Raw genomic sequence first — 19,407 nt, forward strand, 5'->3', positions numbered from 1 at the left:
TGTGAATACGATTATATTGTCTAAGGAACAATGGCTGTTAACGGATCAAACGGGTACGACCTATCCGTTTTCTGGGACTGACAGTGAGCGCGTTGCCGCACTGACCGCGCAGCTGCAGCAAATGGAAGGTGGCGGGGTCGTCTCTGAATCGCTGGTGTTTACAAATGAAGAAGGGACTTTTTCACTAGACCAATGGTTGACAGAAAAATTGAATCGTCCCTTTGTTTGCACTACGAAAGAACAGTATGAAGAAAAAACTGCTGAAATTCCTTGGCGCCTCGAATACTATGGCTACACCCCTGGTAAAGATGAATACTCGGTGGAGTCACTTTTAACCGTCGGTAACGGCTATTTAGGGCTGCGAGGCACAACGCCTGAGATGACCATTTGTGAAGCGAACTATCCAGGACTGTATTTAGCAAGTCTTTACAATACGGTGGAATCGGATGTTTCTGGTCATACCATCAGCAATGAAGACTTCGTCAATGCACCGAATCTGCAAAAAATGTACGTAAAGATCGATGATGAAGTGATCGATATCGCCAACAATCAGCTCCTTTCCTTTAAACGGACATTGGATTTGAAGACCGGCTTGTTCCAATCAGTGGCAGAAATTGAAACCAAAAAACAAAAGCGTCTGCGAATCGAAACGAAGAAGATCGCCAATATGCAAGATGTTCACCAATACAGTTTGGTCTATCAGTTTACCCCGCTGAACTTTTCTGGCGCCCTTACCTTCGTCAGTGAAGCCGACGGATCGGTCTATAACTATAACGTCGCTCGTTACCGTAGTTTAACTAACCAGCATTTGACCGTGAAAGAGGCAGCAGCTGAACAAAACAAAGCGCATTTAGTGGTCACCACTAACCAATCACAGATTACCGTTGTCCAATCCTCTGAACTGTTTTCACAGGACCTACCATTGGCTGAGCTGCAAGCTGAAACAAATGACCAGCTCATCCGTCAGCAAGTAACCCTTGAGGTGACGGAAGGACAAACTTATCGGGTCGAAAAATCAGTCACTGTTGCCGCTTATCGCCAAGAAGAGCCGCAACCGGCATTTACGTTTTCTTCCTTAGCATTACCTGATTTTGCGACGATGTATACCGCCTCAAAACAAGCCTGGGCTGAATTATGGGCGAAAGCGGCCATCGAAGTCACTGGTGACTTGATGTCGCAAAAAATGCTGAATCTGCATACGTATCATCTGCTGGTCTCCGCAGCACCGAATGCTTATCAGGAGTCCTTAGATGCCAGTATCACTGCCCGTGGCCTACATGGTGAAGCCTATCGCGGTCATATTTTCTGGGATGAACTGTTTATCTTACCGTTTTACATTCTACATTTTCCTGACACCGCCAAAGAAATTCTGCTGTATCGCTACCGCCGCTTAGCTGCTGCCAAAAAAGATGCCCAAAAAGCTGGCTACCAAGGCGCCATGTTCCCATGGCAATCAGGATTGGATGGCAGTGAGCAATCCCAAGAACTGCATTTGAACCCTATCAGCGGCGAATGGAAAGAAGATCACAGTCGCTTGCAACGCCATGTCTCCTTAGCGATCGCTTATAACATTTGGCAATACTGGCACAACACGCAAGATCGAGTCTTCATGGAACAATATGGGTTAGAATTGATGTTAGAAGTCGCTCATTTCTGGCAAAGTGCTGCCACCTGGGATGATGCTGCTCAACGTTACTTTATCGATAAAGTCATGGGACCAGATGAATTTCATGAAAGCTACCCAAATAGTGAACAAGGCGGCTTGAAAAACAACGCCTATACCAATATGATGGTAGTATGGTTGTTTGAAGAGATCGAGAACCTTCAACAACAACTTTCAGCAGAGAGCTTCCAAGCGGTATTAGAGAAAACGGCTTTAACCCCTGCAGATATTGCTGCTATGGCAGATATTCGTACCAAGCTGGGCTTAGAGATTGATCCAGAAGGCATCATTGCACAATTTGAAGGGTACTTCCAGCTGGAAGATCTGGATTGGGCTCACTACAAAGAGAAATATGGCAACATCTATCGGATGGACCGCATCTTAAACGCTGAAGGCAAGAGTGCTGACAGCTACAAAGTCGCGAAACAAGCGGATAGTTTGATGATTTTCTACAATTTCTCAAAAGAGCAAGTCAATCAGATTTTGGCAGATCTTTCTTACCAGCTGCCAACAGACTATATTGAAAAAAATCTCCATTATTACTTGGCTCGTACCTCCCACGGCTCGACGTTGTCACGCATCGTTCATGCCCAGTTGGCGGCAATGGTAGATGATCAGGAGTTGGCTTGGTCATTATACCAAGAAGCCCTCTCTTCTGATTACCGTGATATCCAAGGCGGGACTACAGCAGAAGGCATTCACGCCGGTGTCATGGCTGCTACGTTGTTTATTCCATTAACCACTTTTGCTGGGATCGATATTCGAGAAGAGCAGCTGCAGATCACGCCAAACTTGCCGAAAGCTTGGGACAGCTTAGCCTTTCAGCTAGAAGTTCGCGGCACCCGCTTTGCGATGAATGTTACACATGAAACATTGACGATTACCGCTGATCAGCCAGTCATGATCTTAGTGAATGGGCAACAAGTTTCTCTAGAAGCAAAGAAAGAAGCAACGATTACTTACTAAAAGGAGTGTTACACATGAAAAAAGGATTTGTTTTTGATTTAGACGGCGTTATCACGGATACGGCCAAATACCACTACATTGCATGGAAAGAATTAGCTGCGGAGATCGGGATCGAGATCGATTTGAAGTTCAACGAGCAGTTAAAAGGCATCAGCCGCATGGACTCTTTAGAGCGAATCTTAACCCTAGGCAACAAAAATGATGCCTACACAGAAGTCGAAAAAGAAGCGTTAGCGACGAAGAAAAATACCCACTATGTACAATTATTACAAAGCTTGACTCCTGATGATCTATTGCCAGGGGTAAAGACATTCCTTGATGAAGCCAAAGCAAAAAACATTCCTTGTGCGATCGCTTCGGCATCCAAAAATGCACCGTTTATTTTGGACAAACTTGGGGTCATGCAAGACTTTGATACGATCGTTGACCCAGCAACCTTGAAAAAAGGCAAACCAGATCCAGAAATCTTTATCCAAGCAGCGCTGGCACTAGGCATTGAACCGGCAGAAGCAGTTGGCTTTGAAGATGCTCAAGCAGGGATCGACGGTATCAAAGCTGCTGGTATGTATGCGGTAGGCGTTTATTCAGGAGAAGAATTACACGGTGCAGATGTGATCGTTGAAAAATTAACGGACCTAAACATTGACGAACTTTTGGCGAAATAGTCGATTGCATTTCCAAATTGGCCTCGCTATAATAGCCAAAGAGGGGGCAATCCGATGAACAAGTTCAAAGAAATATTTTTAGATTTAGAACAAAAAATTCTAGCAAACGAATACCCTCCGCATTCTTTGCTGCCTAGCGAAAACCAATTGATCAAAACTTATGGTGTCTCCCGCGAGACTGTCCGTAAGGCATTGAATTTATTGCGGGATGCTGGTTATATCCAAAAGAAACAAGGGAAAGGTTCAATCGTTTTAGACTTGAATCGCTTTGATTTCCCGATTTCTGGCTTGACGAGTTTTCGAGAGCTGCAAGATACCCAACGCATTCCTAGTGAAACTAAGGTTGTCGAGATCCGTAAGATCGCCGTTTCGCCAAAGCTGCACGAGACTACTGGTTGGCCTGTCGCCTCTGAGGCATGGAAACTGATCCGTCAGCGGAGAATCGATGGAGAAGTGGTGATTTTGGATAAAGATTACCTTGATGCTTCTATCATCGAAGAGTTGCCAGAAAACCGAGCGAAAGTATCGATTTTTGATTACTTTGAAAATGACCTTGGCCTTGAGATCGCTTATGCACAAAAAGAAATCACTGTTGACCCCGTCAACAAAGAATTGCGGGATCTAATGGATCTGCGTCCTGAAGATCAGCATGTCGTTACGGTTCGCAGCCTCGTGTATCTAGAAGACACGCGCTGTTTTGAATACACCGAATCGATCCACCGACTGGATAAATTCCGCTTTGTGGACTTTGCCCGCCGACGCAAGATTTGATGGACGTATAGACGTGAAACACATGAATCAGACCTGGACTTCCCCGAGAAGTCTGGGTCTGTTTTGTTTTTCAATAGCCCCCCAATCGATAATACTGGATCGATCCTCCCATTTTTCGCCTCTGTCGCTATCGAGCCATCCTTTTGCTTGTTCGTTGTTCTGTTGCCGACGAATAAAAAAGGCACGATCATTTATGGGGCTGATGAAATAGAGTCGATTTTGCACAACTCAGCCGTCCTTATTGACAATCAGCTACACAAAAAAGCAGTACCCTCTGAGAGGATACTGCTTTTGCTTGCTATTTGGCGTAATCCGTTGCGCGGGTCTCGCGAATAACGGTTACTTTGATATGACCTGGGTAATCCAAATCGTCTTCGATCTTCTTGCGGATGTCGCGAACCAATCGTACAGCATCCAAATCAGAAATCTCTTCTGGTTTGACCATTACACGGACTTCACGTCCGGCTTGGACTGCAAAACTGGAATCGACCCCTTTGAAGCCGTTGGCGATATTTTCTAGGTTTTGCAAGCGGCGAATATAATTTTCCAATGATTCGCTGCGGGCACCTGGACGGGCTGCTGACAAGGCATCTGCGGCTGCAACTAAAACAGAGATAACCGATGTTGCTTCAACATCTCCATGGTGAGAAGCAATCGCATTGATCACCACACCATTTTCTTTGTATTTGGCAGCTAACTCAGCCCCGATCTCAACGTGAGAGCCTTCAATTTCATGGTCAAGGGCTTTCCCGATATCATGCAAGAGTCCGGCACGTTTGGCTAACTGGATATCTTCGCCTAATTCTGCGGCAAGAACACCGGTTAGTTTTGCGACTTCGATCGAGTGGTTCAAGACGTTTTGTCCGTAGCTGGTACGGAAACGCAAACGACCTAAAATCTTGATCAAGTCTGGATGAAGGGTGTGGGCGCCGACTTCAAAGGCTGCTTGTTCCCCATATTCACGAATATGCTCATCCATTTCTTTCCGAGATTTTTCGACCATTTCTTCAATTCGAGCTGGATGGATCCGGCCGTCTTGAATCAGTTTTTCAAGGGTCACACGAGCAATTTCACGGCGAATCGGATCAAATCCTGATAAGACGACTGCTTCTGGCGTGTCATCAATGATCAAATCGATCCCTGTCAATGTTTCAAGGGTGCGAATGTTCCGACCTTCTCTTCCGATGATTCGACCTTTCATCTCATCGTTTGGTAATGATACGACCGATACCGTGGTTTCAGACACTTGGTCTGCGGCACAACGTTGGATTGCTAAGGACAAGAGATTTTTTGCTTTTCGATCTGCTTCTTCCTTCGCACGCTGTTCAGATTCTTTGACCATGATCGTTAATTCATGGTTCAATTCCTCTTCCGTTGATTTCATGATCAACTCTTTTGCTTCATCTCTAGACAGCGCAGCGATGCGCTCTAATTCTTTCTGTTGTCCATCGATTAAGTTTTCTACTTCTTTTTCTCGCTCGTCAATTAATTGTTGTTTCTCACTAAGTCTGCCTTCTTTATCTTCAAGTGAGCGTTCTCGTTTTTCCAAAGAATCGTCCTTACGATCAAGAACTTGTTCTCTTTGGAGTAAACGATTTTCTTGTGATTTTAAATCAAGTTTGCTTTCTTTCAACTCACTTTCAATCTCTGACCGATACTTCTGATTTTCTTCCTTAGCTTCTAACAATGCTTCTTTTTTAAGAGTTTCTGCTTCTTTCTTAGCGCTTTCGATAATTCCAGCTGCAGAATTTTGGGCGCCGTTGATTTCTTTCTCATGACGAGATTTCGTCACATAAACTCCTAATCCAAGACCGACAATTAAACCGATGATAGCGAGGAGAATGTAAAGTAGTTCCAATGAATCCACCTCCATACTATCTTTTTAAATATTTTGTAATTTTGATTAACAAAGGATAACAAAATTATCAATTCGCTACTTCTTATGTGGAAATCCACATACGTTTATTCTAATGTTTGAACCCAAGAGTGTCAACTTTAAATAATAAAGTAAACTTTCGCAACCCTTCCTTTTTACGGATGTTTTTTCAACAATGGACGAATCTGGCAAAAACCACAAAAAAGCCAAACAACGAGGTTGTTTGGCTTTTTCAAGACTTAGTCGTCTAATGGTAATTCTTCTTGCGCTTCCTCAAGGGTTACGGTCTCTCCTGTTCCAATCCCGTAAGCATCGCGGACGCGAGCAGAAACTTCTAGCATCATTTCTTGGTGTTCACGCATGTAGTTTTTGGCGTTTTCACGACCTTGACCGATACGATCCCCTTTATAGGCATACCACGCACCGCTTTTATCGACGATGTCTTGTTCCACGGCCATATCCAGCAATTCACCTTCTTGGGAAATCCCTTGACCATACATCATGTCGACTTCTGCTACTTTAAATGGTGGCGCTACTTTGTTTTTGACTACTTTGATCTTCGTGCGGTTCCCGATGATATCTGTACCGGATTTCAATTGCTCAGCACGACGTACTTCCAAACGGATGGTTGAATAGAATTTCAACGCACGGCCACCAGGCGTCGTTTCTGGATTCCCGAACATGATCCCAACTTTTTCCCGAATTTGGTTGATAAAGATCGCGATCGTTTTCGTTTTGTTGATGGAACCAGAAAGTTTCCGTAATGCTTGTGACATCAAACGTGCTTGCAAACCAACGTGGGTATCACCCATTTCACCGTCGATCTCCGCCCGTGGGACTAAAGCTGCTACCGAGTCAATGACCACGATATCAACCGCACCACTTGAAACTAAGGCGTCAGCGATCTCTAATCCTTGTTCTCCTGTATCTGGTTGTGATAACAAAAGATCATCGATATTTACACCTAATTTTTGCGCATATTGAGGATCTAACGCATGTTCGGCATCGATAAATGCTGCTGTTCCGCCATTTTTTTGGACTTCCGCAATGGCATGTAAAGCAACTGTCGTTTTACCAGAACTTTCTGGGCCGTAAACTTCTACGATCCGTCCTCGTGGGTAACCACCTACACCTAATGCAACATCCAAGGCCAATGAACCACTTGGGATCGTTGAAATTTGTTGATCAACTTTTTCGCCAAGCTTCATGATGGCACCTTTACCATAGTTCTTTTCAATCTTCTTTAGTGCAGCATCTAAGGCTGCTTTACGATCATCTGCCAAACGGATAATCCTCCTTATATTCATCACTTTCGTGTGTCGTTCATAAGATAATAATAGTCCTTCTGACGGGAAATTGCAAGAAAAAACGAACAAACATTCGCATTAATTTAATAATTCCTTACGTATTTGATTTAAGCCCGCCATGACGGCACTATGCCGAATATAGGCGCGGTCGCGGTTGAAGTGATACAGCTGGCTCGAGACGCCTTTGTCAGAAGCTAAGGCGATCCAAACGGTGCCTTTAGGCTGACCTTCTAACTCGTCTGGACCAGCAACACCCGTAAACGCCACCGCATAATCAGTCTCGGCTTGTTTGCGGGCATAGACGGCCATTGCTTCTGCACATTCCTGACTAACAGTCCCATAGCTTTCCAAAAGCTCTGGATCGATGCCTAAGAGCTTGCTTTTTGTTGCAGCAGAATATGTCACGAACCCACCGGGAAACACCTCAGAGACGCCAGGAATCCCTCCTAGTGTCGCTTGGAACAAACCAGCGGTCAAACTTTCCGCTGCGGTGACGGTTTTCTTTTTCTCGATCAGTCGCTCGACGACTGTTTCTGCCAGCGAATTTTGTTCCCCATACCCATAGAAATACGCACCGACCCGTGCTTGGACGGTTTCTTCTAACGCATCCAATTGTTTGATCCCTTGCGCCTCGTCTGCGGTTTTGACCGTCAGACGCAGCGTGACCTCATTGGGTTTGGCATAAGGAGCGATGGTGGGATTGACTTGATTCTCGATCAAATCGGCCAATTCTGTGACCAATGCCGATTCCCCAATCCCGTAATAGCGCAGAACGCGAGACAGCAAGACTTCTTCTTGGGGAAACTGCTCTAATAGAAGTGGTTTTGCGTGGGTAAGAAACATCGCCTGTAGTTCACTTGGTGGTCCTGGCAGCAGCAAATAACTGGTAGTGGCTGTCTGATAAAAGATCCCGATCGCTAGTCCATTGGGATTTGGCAAAGACACACCGTCCTTAAAAACGAGGGTCTGCCGCAAATTGTTTTCCGTCATCCTCCGTTGACTGTTTTCAAAGAAGGCTTTCAATTGGTGATAACCTGGTTCATCTCTGACTAACTCTTGTCCCACATGACGGGCAGTGACTTGTTTCGTCAAGTCATCGTCGGTGGGCCCTAAGCCGCCGCACAATACGATCAAGTCGCTGCGTTTGTCGGCGATCGTCAGCAATTCTTCTAAGCGATTGGGGTTGTCCCCGACAACACTATGATAAAAAACATCGATCCCAAGACTTGCCAGTTCTTCTGACAAGAAGGTCGCGTTCGTATTCACCACCTGTCCTAAAAGTAATTCGGTCCCGACTGCAATAATTTCTGCTTTCATTCGTTTACTCCTTCATTTATCAGATACGTAAAAGTCTTTCATATTGACAAAAAAAGTCCAGAAAACTTCTGAACTTTCGTGACTTGTATCCTTGTTTTTATCGCTTCTTTATCTAGATCTAGAAATTTTACATAGAATTTTTAAAAACATTCGTATTTTTTATGAAATAATCGACCCCGGAATAGATCGTGAAGATCAAACATAGATACAACATGATTTGATCGATAGGTAAACCGATCATTGAAAAGGGAATGTTGTTCAAGAACAAGAAAATGATCGCAACCATTTGTGTCGCGGTTTTGATTTTCCCTGGCCACGCAGCAGCCATGACTTCCCCGCTTTGTTCCACTAACAACAAGCGTAAACCTGTCACTGCCAACTCGCGGCAAACGATGATCGAAACTACCCAGCCTGGGGCTTTGTCTAATTCAACCAGCATGATAAAGGCCGTCATGACGAGCATTTTATCTGCTAACGGGTCAGCAAACTTCCCGAAGTTGGTAACAAGGCCTCTGGAACGAGCGATCTTGCCATCTAGCCAGTCTGTAATGCTGGCTGCCGCAAAAAGGATCGCTGCAATAAGGTGCGTGTTTTCTAATTGTGTCGTACCAACGGTCAGCGTGCCAAGATCGATTGGCAAAACCAAGACCAAAATAAAGATGGGGATCATAATGATCCGTAATACAGTTAATTGATTGGGTAAATTCACGAAATAGACTCCTCTCTGCCGACTATTGTACGAAATAACGGCAAATCATGCCACTACTTCTGCTTTTCAATGGTCGGATGCAACAGATAACTTTTTAGCTAATGATACCTCAATAAGGCGCATTTGTCAGATTTATGCCGCATCGTCTTGGTATTCAATCACGAGGCGGACTGTCTTTTGTAACAATTCAAATTGCGGATCAGAAAAGTCCACTTCCTGACCATTGGCAGTGATGGAGATATTTTGGCTTGCGCCCAGGGTCAAAGTCGCATTCGTGGCGCCTTCTGGCAGCGTCATCGATTGCGTTTCTCCCGCTTGAACAGTGTATTGGTACACATAAGCGTTGTCGACTTGTACACCGACCCAACAAGAAGCATCTAGCCCAGTAAATGCTAATTCAATAGGATTTTCCGCATCTTTCATCGTGATCGTGATCGACGATTGCGTCGAATCACTGGCAGTCATCGTCATTTTCGCTTCGCTGGATTCCGTCGTACTTGAGGACTCAGTCGCTTCACTCGAAGTACTGGTTTCTTCCGTACTTGACGTGGTGGAAGCGGTAGACGCTGAATTTTCTACCACAAGAGAAGAGCTTCCTTGGATCATCGGCGTTGTATTCCGGTCCTGCCAAGCCATGTAGCCCACGATACTCACGATCGTAATGGCCACCAGGCCTAATAGAATCATCGGCAAATAGCGGACGACAAATGAGCCGCTTTTTTCTTCTACGTGCTGTGCTTTTCGTGAGCCGCTGACGGTTTCAGGCTGCGGTCTTTTTGGTAAGGGGGCGTCTAACGTATCTTTGCCATCAAAAACGGCTACCAATTTGTCGCCGTCTTCTCCAACCGCTGCTGCATATTGGCGAATAAACGCACGGACATAAAAAGTGCCTGGCAATTGATCAAAACGCTCTGCTTCAATTGCTTCTAAATAGCGTTTTTGGATCTTTGTCATTTGTTGTAATTCAATCAATGAAATGTTTTTATCTAAACGGGCTTGCCGTAATTTTGCTCCAATCGTTGTTTCGTTGGCCACTCGATCATCTACTCCAGTCTTTTATTCATCTTTAAAAAAAGCCCTAAAATCGCTTCGCTGCTTGTCGTAAGGTCAGCAAAGCTGCTCTATCATTTTAAAACAGGGGTTCCCTGTATACGTCAATAAAAAAAACTCCGTCACGCCGATTGCCATCTGAGCGCGCCGTCTACTAAATATAACATTTTTTCCGTGTTTTTTTGTAAAAAAACAAAAAAAGATTTTGCTTCAATAATTAAAGAATACCATAAAAGAAAAAGTCTGAGGATAGCCTAACCACAACTCGCAAACAAATTTTAATACTTTTCGCCAAATTGGCATCAAATTGCAAGAAAAAACCACCCTTTGACGCAAAAAGAAAACACTGAATGACTCAGGAGTTGGCCAGCCCTTGTTCTGTTGGGCGTTCCTCCTTGAATCAGTCAGTGTCGCTTAGATGACAGCTGTTTGACAAAACCAGCCTTCGCTTAGGCTTTTTCCGTTGGATACATGTAAAAACGACTAAACGCTTTGGGATCGATAAAGGAACGAGCCGCTTGCTGGACATCTTCCAAAGTGATCGATTGGATCACCTCTGGCAGATCAAAGAGCGTCGTTTCACCGAATAAACTTTGGGTAAACTGGTTTGCGATAAACTCCAGTGAGTTCAGTGATTGGAAATATTTTCCTAGCATTTTCTTCTTCAATAACGTCAAGTTTTCTTCATTGATCTCTGGATCTTGCTGGAAATTCATTACGATCGCTTCAATTTCTGCCAACATTTTTTCTGGCTCTTCAGAATCCCCCGAGAAGTCGGCAAAGTAAAAGCCGCGATCCAAGTTCACTTCAAACCCAAATGTGTCGTCGATGATGCCTTGATCATACAAACGCAAATAATTGGCGGAAGTATTGCCCAACACCAATTGGCAGAAAAGATTCAACGCATTTTTGAAGCGCAAGAGCTCTCTTCCTGATTTCGGCAGTTTGTTCAAGTCCCCTTTGATCCCTAATACGCCTTTGGCACGTGTTACTGGCATGGTAAGACTTGATTCTGCTTGAATATCGGCAAAGGTTTCTTCAGGAAACTGGCGAATGATCGCCTGCGTTTCTGGAAAGGTCTTGGCCGCTTGATTGGTCCGAATCCACGCCATCGTTTCTTCAGGATCGATATTGCCTACCACAAAAAGCGTCATGTTGCTTGGGTGATAGAAGGTATTGTAGCAAAGATACAAGTCTTCAGCGGTGATCTGCGCAATGCTTTCCACCGTACCAGCGATATCGATATGCAAGGGGTGCTTCGGATACAGATTTTTGATGATACCGAAAAACTGCTGCCAGTTTGGATCGTCATCATACATTTGGATTTCTTGACCAATGATCCCTTTTTCTTTTTCGACGGTTTCTTCTGTGAAATACGGGGCTTGAACGAAATCGATCAACGTTTCAAGGTTCAACTTGATTTGATCGGTTGCCGAAAAAAGGTAGCTGGTTTTCGTGAAACTGGTAAAGGCATTGGCAGAAGCCCCCTGCTGACCAAAGGTTTGAAAGACATCGCCGTCTTCTTTTTCAAACAGTTTGTGCTCTAGAAAATGGGCAATGCCATCAGGGACTTGATGCAATGCTTCGGGTGAAAACCCGAAATGATTGTCGACAGAGCCATAGTTCGTACTGAAAAGTCCGTAAGTTTTATGGAAATCGGCTTTTGGCAGCAAATAAACTTTCAAGCCGTTTGGCAATACTTCTTCATAAAGGGTCTCATTGATTTGCTGATAGACTTTTTTATTCATGGGTCGTCTCCTTATCCAGGAAGAATACAGCTTGCAAGGACACGTTTTGAGCCAATGCTTGGACATCAGCCACGGTCACTTGTGCCAATTTCTGCATAAATTCATCTTCCGTCATTTTCGTATTCGGTACCCACTGATTCAGATAGGCTGTTTCGATCAGTGCTTGTGGGTTATCCAATGAAAGCAAGTACTGGTTTTTCAACATCGCTTTTGTTTGTGCCAGTTCTTCCGCGGTGACTTCGCCACGCTGCAAGCTTTGCAGCTGCTGTTCGATCAATTTGAAGACCTTATCGCGGTTTTTGCCATCGATCCCCGTTTGGACCGACAAATACCCACGAAACGTATCGATACTGCTAGAAGCATAATACGCCAAACTTTCTTTCTCTCGGACATTCATAAACAGTTTTGAATGAGGGAATCCGCCAAACAACCCGTTGAAGACCATAAAGGCGATCCGCTCGGCTTGGTCATAATACACGCCAGTATGATAGCCTAAGTTCAATTTGGCTTGGATGATTGGTTCCCGCAAGATTTTCTCGCGAATGATATTTTCCGCCGCTTGCTGATAAAAGACCGGCATTGCTTGGTCTGGCCGATCGGTAAAGGCCATGTTTTGGAAGAGCGCCGCAACTTCTGCTTCAACCACATCGCCGATCACGAAAAGATCGATTTGATCATTGTCCATCATTGAGCGATAGGTTTGGTAAAGCTCTTTTGCGGTCACAGCTTCTAAGTCTTGGGGACGGCCAAAGCTCGGATACTTCTGATTCTGATCGTTTTCGAAATACAACTCTTGCAGCCCTAAAGAAGCCAATGCTTGCTTATCTTCTGCCACGCTGTTCATATAGGCGATCAAGTTGTGCTTTTCGATGGTGAAGTTCTTTTCTTCAAACTGTTCCTCGTGGGCATTCGGATGGAACAAAACTTCTGCTAAAAAAGCGGCTGCTTGCGGCAATACTGCTTCATCTGACACGTACTTCCCGTTGACAAAGGACATCGCTGCATTGATTTGATGCAGATTGCCCCGTTTGTTAACATTCATACCAAAGCTGGCACCGTAAAGCTCTGCCAGCTGACTGCTAAATGCGGTCTGTGTCGGATAAGCCAAACTAGTCGTTTCTAATAAACTGGTCAATAAGGTCCGTTTGGCGGTCATTTCAGCCTGCAATGGTGCAGTAAACCGAACGAAAAAACGGATCGTTTTATACTTTTTGGTCGGTAGCACCGTTAACCGAACACCTTTTTTTAATTCAATAGACATGTGACACCCCTTCTAGAAGCAAAATTATCTCTTCAATTATAGCATAGCTGACAAACTTTCTCCTCGGCTCACTGATCAAACCTGTTGCAGCGAGCGTTTTTTTTTATAAATCCCGCGTTTTTCGCTATACTGTCAGTAAGATTTAGAAGGGAGGATACAGGATGATTAAAGAATTTAAAGAATTTATTTTACGAGGAAACGTCATTGACTTGGCGATCGGGGTCGTGATCGGGAGTGCCTTCACCGCAATCGTCACTAGTTTAGTTGAAGGATTGCTGACACCATTGGTTTCATGGATCTTATCACTCTTTGGTAACGCAGATGCCTTTTCTGGCTTGGTCTTTGAACCAGCCAAAAATGTGGTCTTTGATTTCGGCCGCGTAATTACTGCCATTATTACGTTCTTGATTACCGCATTTGTCTTGTTCTTGATTGTCAAAGCAGTCAACAAACTACGCAATCTGAAACAACAACCTGAGGAAGAAGAAGTACCAGAAGTCACTGCAGAGGATTATTTAGAAGAGATTCGTGACCTTCTAAAAGCGCAAACGCCTCCTGCCAACACTGTTGATCCACGTCCAACATCATTGGATGATACGATCCGATAAAAAAACGGCTCTTAGTCAATAAGGTCGAAAGAAGCGATTCGGATTCATCCGATCCATCAATCATAGCGCTAAAAGAAGCAAGCACGCGAACCTCTTTAGAGAGTCGCTGTGCTTGCTTCTTTTTTCATCCCGACATGCAGGATCCCGTCTTCATAAAAAGGCGGTGTAATGGTTTTAAAGCCATACTGGCCGTAGAATTTTTCTAAGTGGGCTTGTGCTTCGATCTCAATAGGCAAAGCTGGATAACACTGCTCAATGCGATGCAAAACTTCTTTGATCAGACGATGGCCTTCTTTTTGCCCCCGGTATGCTGGTGCCACAATGACCCGACCAAAATGCACCGTTTGTTCCTGCTGGAAAATACGGGCGTACGAAACGATCTGCCCTTCCTCATCAAGGGCCCATAAATGTTTGGCTTGTGCATCGATCGCATCGATCTCTTGATACGCACACGCTTGTTCCACCACAAAAACCGCTGTACGCAAACGGGCAAGCTGATAAAACTCCACCCCAGTCATTTCCCCTAACTCTTTTAGAAAAAACGCCATCCCATCACTCCTTATCTTATTGAACCAAAAAAGAGTCAACAAAGTGTCAACTCTTCTTGTTTCAAACAGCTTCTGATAAAAATTCAATCTCAACAGTTCTAGTTAAAATATCTGAATAACTATAAGAAACCCGCTCGAATGAATTCTCATTTGGATCCAAATCTACAACAAAAACTGAAGGATAAGTTTCTGTCAAAACGCCGCGACGTTCAGTTTGACGCTTACGTCCAGTCTGAGCAACTAGCATAATCTCACTACCGATACGGCCTTCTAAATCTTTCTTGATCGTAGCTAAAGTTGTTGGCATCGCATTCACCTCGAGCATCATCATACCACGAAAAGCAGAAAATTTCAAGTTTACCATAAAATAATTCTACTTTCAATAAGATTTTTGTTAAACACCCTTGATAAGCGCTATCAACTTTGTCCGACCGCGACTGAAAGCGCTTTTTATTTTTTCATAAGGCAGCTTTTCTTGAGCGGCAATCTGATCAAGTTCTAATCCTTTTAAATAATTCATTATAACCATTCGTTCTAAAGACGATAAACTTTTCGGATACTCTGCCAACGATTCATTAACGAACAAGTAGGTCTCTGCAGTTTCCGCACAGCGATTATGATCGGTCAAAAACCGATTGCCTTCTTGTAAAAGCTTTTCTTCCAGCGAGCAGGCATCGACTTGGGCTTTGCGTTTTTGGGCATGCTGCGCCCGCAACAGGCTGCAGATACGGTTCTCAAAGGAACGCTTAAACAAGATACCGATGGTCGTTCCTTTGTCCTTATCGTAAGTCTTAAGACACTTATTAAAAACGATCCTGCCTTCTTGCAGCCAATCGTCTAAGTCATAATCCCGCAGATAATATTTTTTATGCAAAATCTCAACGATCGGTCGATATTTTCTGAACAACTCTTCAAATCTATCTGAACGGTGCGATACTTGTCTTTCCTTTGTGCGCATCGAGATCACTCCTTTTGTTTTTGCTTCATTTGCTACAAAAGGAGCGTATCATAAATGGCTGGGACATCTTCTAATTTACCAGACCAACTTTGTCCCTAACTAAGGTCTTGCAATTTCTTTTCAAGTTCAGCTAATTGTTCAGGTGACCAAGGGGAATTGCGTCGGAAATTTTCAAACCGCAAGTCGGTTTGATGCTCGTGGATGTCTTTTTCCGTTTTTTCCACGCTTTTGTACAATTCCCGTGCCGAAGTCCGCAAAGCACCTTGAGAGAAGATCACCCACTGTTCGGCTAAATCGCTGGTAGCGACGGTGACTTGCGTCAATCGATTGTTTAATTCACCAGCGATTCGTTCGATGTAGCTGTCGGCGGTCTCTCCTTCTTCGGTAAAAATAACTTCCAGCTGATATTTGGTGTAACTTTGGGTCACACCAGGCACCAGTTGAGCATCAAAAACAACGATGATTTTCAACCCTTCATATTTTGCATAATTCGACAGCCGATTCAGTAAGGCTTCTCGGGCATCTTCTAAACGGTCCTGATTTTTCAAAAGAACCAGCTCCGGCCAAGCGCCAATCATATTGTAGCCATCCACGATCAGCAAAGGGGTTTTCATTGGGACGCCCCATTTCGGCTAGTAAAGGCCTGATACATCAACAAACCTGCCGCCACACTGGCATTTAAGCTCTGCACGTGCCCGGTCATTGGGATCGTCAGCATTTGATCCACTTCTTTTTTCAAACCTTCCCCCATTCCGCGACCTTCGTTGCCGATGATCAAACCGACCGCCCCTTGGGCATTCCATGTGCGGTAATCACTGCCACTCATATCCGTACCGAAGATCCAAAAACCAGCTTTTTTCAGTTGCTGGACTGCTTGGGTCAAGTTGGTCACGCGGGCCACAGGGATATGTTCCACTGCGCCGGTCGACGTTTTCACCACAATTGGCGTGATCCCCACCGCACGGTGTTTTGGAATGATGATCCCGTCTACGCCGCTGGCATCAGCGGTTCGCATGATGGAGCCGAAATTATGGGGATCTTCTAGATTATCTAAAATCAGATACAGCGGCTGTTCTTTCGTTTGGGCCAACAATTCATCCAAGGTCAAATACTGATAAGGGGTGATCGCCAAGATCATGCCTTGATGGACCCCTTGGTCACTCATCGTATCCAGCTTTTGTTTTGGCACCCATTTGACTGGAACTGCTTGTTCCCGCGCCATTTCTTTTAAACGATCGATTTTTTCTCCCCGTGCTTCTTCGGAAAGAAACAGCTTGTTGCCTCGCCCTTCTTTCAAGGCTTCAGCAACCGCATGATAGCCGAAGACAAAATTATCTTCGATGGCTTCTCCAGCGGCTTCTTTGCGGCGATCCGGTTTATTTTCTTGTCTGGCTTCTGATCGGCCAGCTGTTTTTTTATTTGGACGCTTTCTTTGCGGTTTTTCTCGCATCTTCTTCTCCTACTTTCTTTATACACCAGTCTATTAGCTCGTCTAAGCGTTCTTGTTGCTGCGTGAGGTGCAAATACCCGATCAGCGATTCAAAGCCAGTAGCGATACGATACGTCGTGACATCGGCATTTTTGGCGCCCGTATGGCTTTTACTATTGCGGCCGCGGCGGTAAAAATCATGTTCTTCTTCGGTCAGGATCTCTTCATCCAACATCTTTTGGATCAATGCCGCTTGGGCTTTGGCCGACACATAGTGGGTCGCCATATGGTGCAGTTGGTTCGGGCGGGTTTGGCCTTGGGCGACTAAATAATCGCGAATATAGACTTCATAGACCGCATCCCCCACATAGGCCAATGCCAAACCATTCAATTGTTTATAATCTCTCATGCTTCTCGTCTCCATCGGGTTCCTTGCGGGGTATCTTCTAAGATGATCCCTTGTTCTTTCAACTCATCACGGATTTGGTCGCTGCGGGCAAAATCTTTGGCTTTGCGGGCGGCGATCCGTTCATTGATCAGCTGTTCGATTTCTTCATCCAGCAATTCTTCGGATACAAAATAAATCCCGAAAATCGTCAGCCATTCGCTGAATTTGGCTAATCCAGCCGCTAATAAAGCCAAATCTGTTTCTGGGTCTTCGCTAGCTAAGTTCAGCCACTTCGCCAATTCATAGACCACAGTGATCCCGTTAGCCGCATTGAAATCGTCGTCCATTTCTTTGACGAAACGTTCTTCAAATTCTTCCAGAACCGCTGCATTGACTTCCTCATCGCTGGCTTGATAATGACTGCTATTCAAGCGGAATTTGGCATTTTCATAGGTCGTCCGCAATTTTTGCAGGTTGGTTTGTGCTTCATGCAAGGTAGTCTCACTGTATTTGATTGGTCGGCGATATTGGGTCGTTGCCAAAAAGAAACGCAGCACCTGCGGATCAACTTTTTTGACCATCTCATGCACCGTGACGAAGTTGCCCAGTGACTTACTCATTTTTTCTTCGTCTTCACCGATCGTCACATAGCCGTTATGCATCCAATAGTTGGCAAAGGTCTTGCCAGTTTTCGCCTCGCTTTGGGCGATCTCATTTTCATGATGCGGGAAGGTCAAGTCTTGTCCGCCTCCATGAATATCGATGGTCTCGCCTAGGTGTTTGGTCGCCATCACCGAGCATTCGATATGCCAGCCAGGACGACCGGCTCCCCAAGGAGATTCCCAAGCGATCTCATCGCCTTTTGCCGCTTTCCACAAAGCAAAATCCAACGGATCTTCCTTGATTTTTTGTTCTTCACCGGTCCGCTGGCTTGCGCCGACTTCCAGCTCATCGATGGATTGGTCGCTTAATTGCCCATAGTGAGCAAATTTACGGGTACGGTAATAAACATCGCCATTGACTGGATAGGCATAGCCTTTTTCTACAAGAGCAGCAATAAAGGCAATGATGTCTTCGATATGATCCATCACACGAGGGTTCATCGTAGCAGGTTTGACGTTCAGCGCTGCGGTATCTTCATTGAAGGCGTTGATAAAACGCTCTGCCACTTCTGGGGCCGTCGTGCCTAATTCTTTTGCCGCACGAATGATTTTATCATCGACATCGGTAAAATTCATCAAATAGTCCACTGTATAGCCGCGGTATTCAAAATAACGGCGCACGGTATCAAACGACACAGTACTGCGGCCATTCCCGATATGGATGTAGTTATAGACGGTGGGTCCGCAAACATACATTTTTACTTTCTTTTCTTCTAATGGCTGAAACACTTCTTTTTCCCGTGTCAGCGTATTATAGATTTTAATCATCGTGGGTAACCTTCTTTCCTTTGATTCGAACGATCTTTGCTGGGATTCCGACAGCAGTTGCTTCTGCGGGGATATCCTTCAAAACCACTGCATTGGCGCCGATCTTTGCACGCTCACCGATCGTGACAGGGCCTAAGATCTGCGCATGGGCTGAGAGAAACGCACCGGTTTTGACCGTGGGATGACGCTTGCCCCGCTCTTTACCGGTTCCCCCTAAGGTGACCCCGTGAAACAAGACGACATCATCTTCAATGATCGCCGTTTCCCCGATCACGACGCCCATCCCATGATCGATAAAGACCCCTTGGCCGATCTGCGCACCAGGATGAATCTCGATCCCAGTCAAGAAACGCCAAAACTGGGCCGTCAGTTTTGCCAAAAAATACCAGCGATGCTGAAACAAAAAATGCGACCAACGATGCCAAAACAAGGCATGAAATCCTGGGTATGTGATGATGATCTCCAACGTTGATCGTACCGATGGATCATGTTTTTTTGTTGCCGCAATTGCTTTTTTGAACCAAGTCATCTTCTCACCTACTTTATCCAAACTTCTTGATACGAAAAAAGCGTCTTTCAAATAAGTTTCCTTATTCAAAAGACGCTTTTTTGCGTGGTCCCACTTTTGTTCGCAGTTCGGCACTGCCTTCAAGCGGGTAACGTCCGCTGCTTCGTCTTTGACTTGCGCCAAAGCCACTCCTAGGTGCATTTCC

General features: G+C 44.9%; 19 protein-coding genes and 1 other annotated feature (1 of these 20 running past the window's edge). Of the genes, 4 read left to right on the plus strand and 15 right to left on the minus strand.

The window, feature by feature from the left end; all coding sequences use genetic code 11:
• The first annotated feature begins 1 nt into the window (after nucleotide 1).
• From IGI96_RS06960 to treR, 3 genes are read left to right on the plus strand one after another with little or no spacing between them, the layout of a single operon-like run.
• Nucleotides 2-2,629: a glycoside hydrolase family 65 protein gene (locus IGI96_RS06960; protein ID WP_086338860.1), complete on the plus strand. Its 2,628-nt coding sequence runs from the start codon at nucleotides 2-4 to the stop codon at nucleotides 2,627-2,629.
• Between the two features lie 14 nt (nucleotides 2,630-2,643).
• The gene (pgmB, locus tag IGI96_RS06965) at nucleotides 2,644-3,294 is read left to right on the plus strand and encodes a beta-phosphoglucomutase (protein WP_005232889.1); all 651 of its coding nucleotides are present in this window, start codon (nucleotides 2,644-2,646) and stop codon (nucleotides 3,292-3,294) included.
• 54 nt (nucleotides 3,295-3,348) lie between these two features.
• Entirely contained in the window at nucleotides 3,349-4,065 is a 717-nt protein-coding gene (gene treR, locus IGI96_RS06970) for a trehalose operon repressor (RefSeq protein WP_005226457.1), read from the plus strand.
• Between the two features lie 298 nt (nucleotides 4,066-4,363).
• Here treR and rny read toward each other — a convergent pair whose 3' ends face one another.
• From rny to yfmF, 7 genes are all read right to left on the minus strand, one after another.
• Complete coding sequence (gene rny, locus IGI96_RS06975) at nucleotides 4,364-5,938, minus strand: ribonuclease Y (protein WP_438784970.1); 1,575 nt, start codon at nucleotides 5,936-5,938, stop codon at nucleotides 4,364-4,366.
• A gap of 242 nt (nucleotides 5,939-6,180) precedes the next feature.
• The gene (gene recA / locus IGI96_RS06980) at nucleotides 6,181-7,224 is read right to left on the minus strand and encodes a recombinase RecA (RefSeq protein WP_005226448.1); all 1,044 of its coding nucleotides are present in this window, start codon (nucleotides 7,222-7,224) and stop codon (nucleotides 6,181-6,183) included.
• 102 nt (nucleotides 7,225-7,326) lie between these two features.
• On the minus strand, nucleotides 7,327-8,565 hold the full coding sequence (locus tag IGI96_RS06985) for a competence/damage-inducible protein A (protein WP_086338859.1): 1,239 nt from the start codon (nucleotides 8,563-8,565) through the stop codon (nucleotides 7,327-7,329).
• 127 nt (nucleotides 8,566-8,692) lie between these two features.
• Nucleotides 8,693-9,274: a CDP-diacylglycerol--glycerol-3-phosphate 3-phosphatidyltransferase gene (gene pgsA, locus IGI96_RS06990; protein WP_034859101.1), complete on the minus strand. Its 582-nt coding sequence runs from the start codon at nucleotides 9,272-9,274 to the stop codon at nucleotides 8,693-8,695.
• A gap of 132 nt (nucleotides 9,275-9,406) precedes the next feature.
• Nucleotides 9,407-10,309: a helix-turn-helix domain-containing protein gene (locus tag IGI96_RS06995; RefSeq protein ID WP_016608952.1), complete on the minus strand. Its 903-nt coding sequence runs from the start codon at nucleotides 10,307-10,309 to the stop codon at nucleotides 9,407-9,409.
• Between the two features lie 464 nt (nucleotides 10,310-10,773).
• Complete coding sequence (gene yfmH / locus IGI96_RS07000) at nucleotides 10,774-12,072, minus strand: EF-P 5-aminopentanol modification-associated protein YfmH (RefSeq protein WP_074934338.1); 1,299 nt, start codon at nucleotides 12,070-12,072, stop codon at nucleotides 10,774-10,776.
• Complete coding sequence (gene yfmF / locus IGI96_RS07005; RefSeq protein WP_060791695.1) at nucleotides 12,065-13,333, minus strand: EF-P 5-aminopentanol modification-associated protein YfmF; 1,269 nt, start codon at nucleotides 13,331-13,333, stop codon at nucleotides 12,065-12,067. The genes yfmH and yfmF overlap by 8 nt, the downstream gene beginning before the upstream one ends.
• Before the next feature lie 161 nt (nucleotides 13,334-13,494).
• On the opposite strand from yfmF, the gene mscL reads away from it, so the two are divergent.
• On the plus strand, nucleotides 13,495-13,941 hold the full coding sequence (mscL, locus tag IGI96_RS07010) for a large conductance mechanosensitive channel protein MscL (protein ID WP_005226421.1): 447 nt from the start codon (nucleotides 13,495-13,497) through the stop codon (nucleotides 13,939-13,941).
• Between the two features lie 95 nt (nucleotides 13,942-14,036).
• On the opposite strand, the gene IGI96_RS07015 is transcribed toward mscL, so the two are convergent.
• The 8 genes from IGI96_RS07015 to epsC all read right to left on the minus strand — a co-directional run bounded on the left by IGI96_RS07015 (nucleotide 14,037) and on the right by epsC (nucleotide 19,223).
• Nucleotides 14,037-14,489 (minus strand): GNAT family N-acetyltransferase, encoded by a 453-nt coding sequence (locus IGI96_RS07015; protein ID WP_010748489.1) that lies wholly within the window; start codon nucleotides 14,487-14,489, stop codon nucleotides 14,037-14,039.
• 61 nt (nucleotides 14,490-14,550) lie between these two features.
• Nucleotides 14,551-14,796, minus strand: a complete 246-nt coding sequence (locus tag IGI96_RS07020; RefSeq protein ID WP_005226417.1) for a Veg family protein — start codon at nucleotides 14,794-14,796, stop codon at nucleotides 14,551-14,553.
• Between the two features lie 87 nt (nucleotides 14,797-14,883).
• A complete protein-coding gene (locus tag IGI96_RS07025; protein WP_015508689.1) occupies nucleotides 14,884-15,447 on the minus strand; it encodes a sigma-70 family RNA polymerase sigma factor in 564 nt (187 codons plus the stop codon).
• A 95-nt stretch (nucleotides 15,448-15,542) separates the two neighbouring features.
• A complete protein-coding gene (locus IGI96_RS07030) occupies nucleotides 15,543-16,061 on the minus strand; it encodes an NYN domain-containing protein (RefSeq protein ID WP_010748486.1) in 519 nt (172 codons plus the stop codon).
• Nucleotides 16,058-16,897: a 23S rRNA (guanosine(2251)-2'-O)-methyltransferase RlmB gene (gene rlmB, locus IGI96_RS07035; RefSeq protein ID WP_005226411.1), complete on the minus strand. Its 840-nt coding sequence runs from the start codon at nucleotides 16,895-16,897 to the stop codon at nucleotides 16,058-16,060. The genes IGI96_RS07030 and rlmB overlap by 4 nt, the downstream gene beginning before the upstream one ends.
• Entirely contained in the window at nucleotides 16,863-17,285 is a 423-nt protein-coding gene (locus tag IGI96_RS07040; RefSeq protein ID WP_005226405.1) for a Mini-ribonuclease 3, read from the minus strand. Before IGI96_RS07040 ends, rlmB begins: the two co-directional genes overlap by 35 nt.
• On the minus strand, nucleotides 17,282-18,694 hold the full coding sequence (gene cysS / locus IGI96_RS07045) for a cysteine--tRNA ligase (protein ID WP_015508686.1): 1,413 nt from the start codon (nucleotides 18,692-18,694) through the stop codon (nucleotides 17,282-17,284). The genes IGI96_RS07040 and cysS overlap by 4 nt, the downstream gene beginning before the upstream one ends.
• Nucleotides 18,687-19,223: a serine O-acetyltransferase EpsC gene (gene epsC / locus IGI96_RS07050; protein ID WP_026008130.1), complete on the minus strand. Its 537-nt coding sequence runs from the start codon at nucleotides 19,221-19,223 to the stop codon at nucleotides 18,687-18,689. The genes cysS and epsC overlap by 8 nt, the downstream gene beginning before the upstream one ends.
• A gap of 65 nt (nucleotides 19,224-19,288) precedes the next feature.
• Nucleotides 19,289-19,407 (minus strand) — a binding site (T-box leader); it runs 80 nt beyond the window's last position.

The sequence above is a fragment of the Enterococcus sp. DIV0421 genome, from assembly GCF_051713745.1.
GTDB classification, from domain to species: Bacteria; Bacillota; Bacilli; order Lactobacillales; family Enterococcaceae; genus Enterococcus_D; species Enterococcus_D casseliflavus.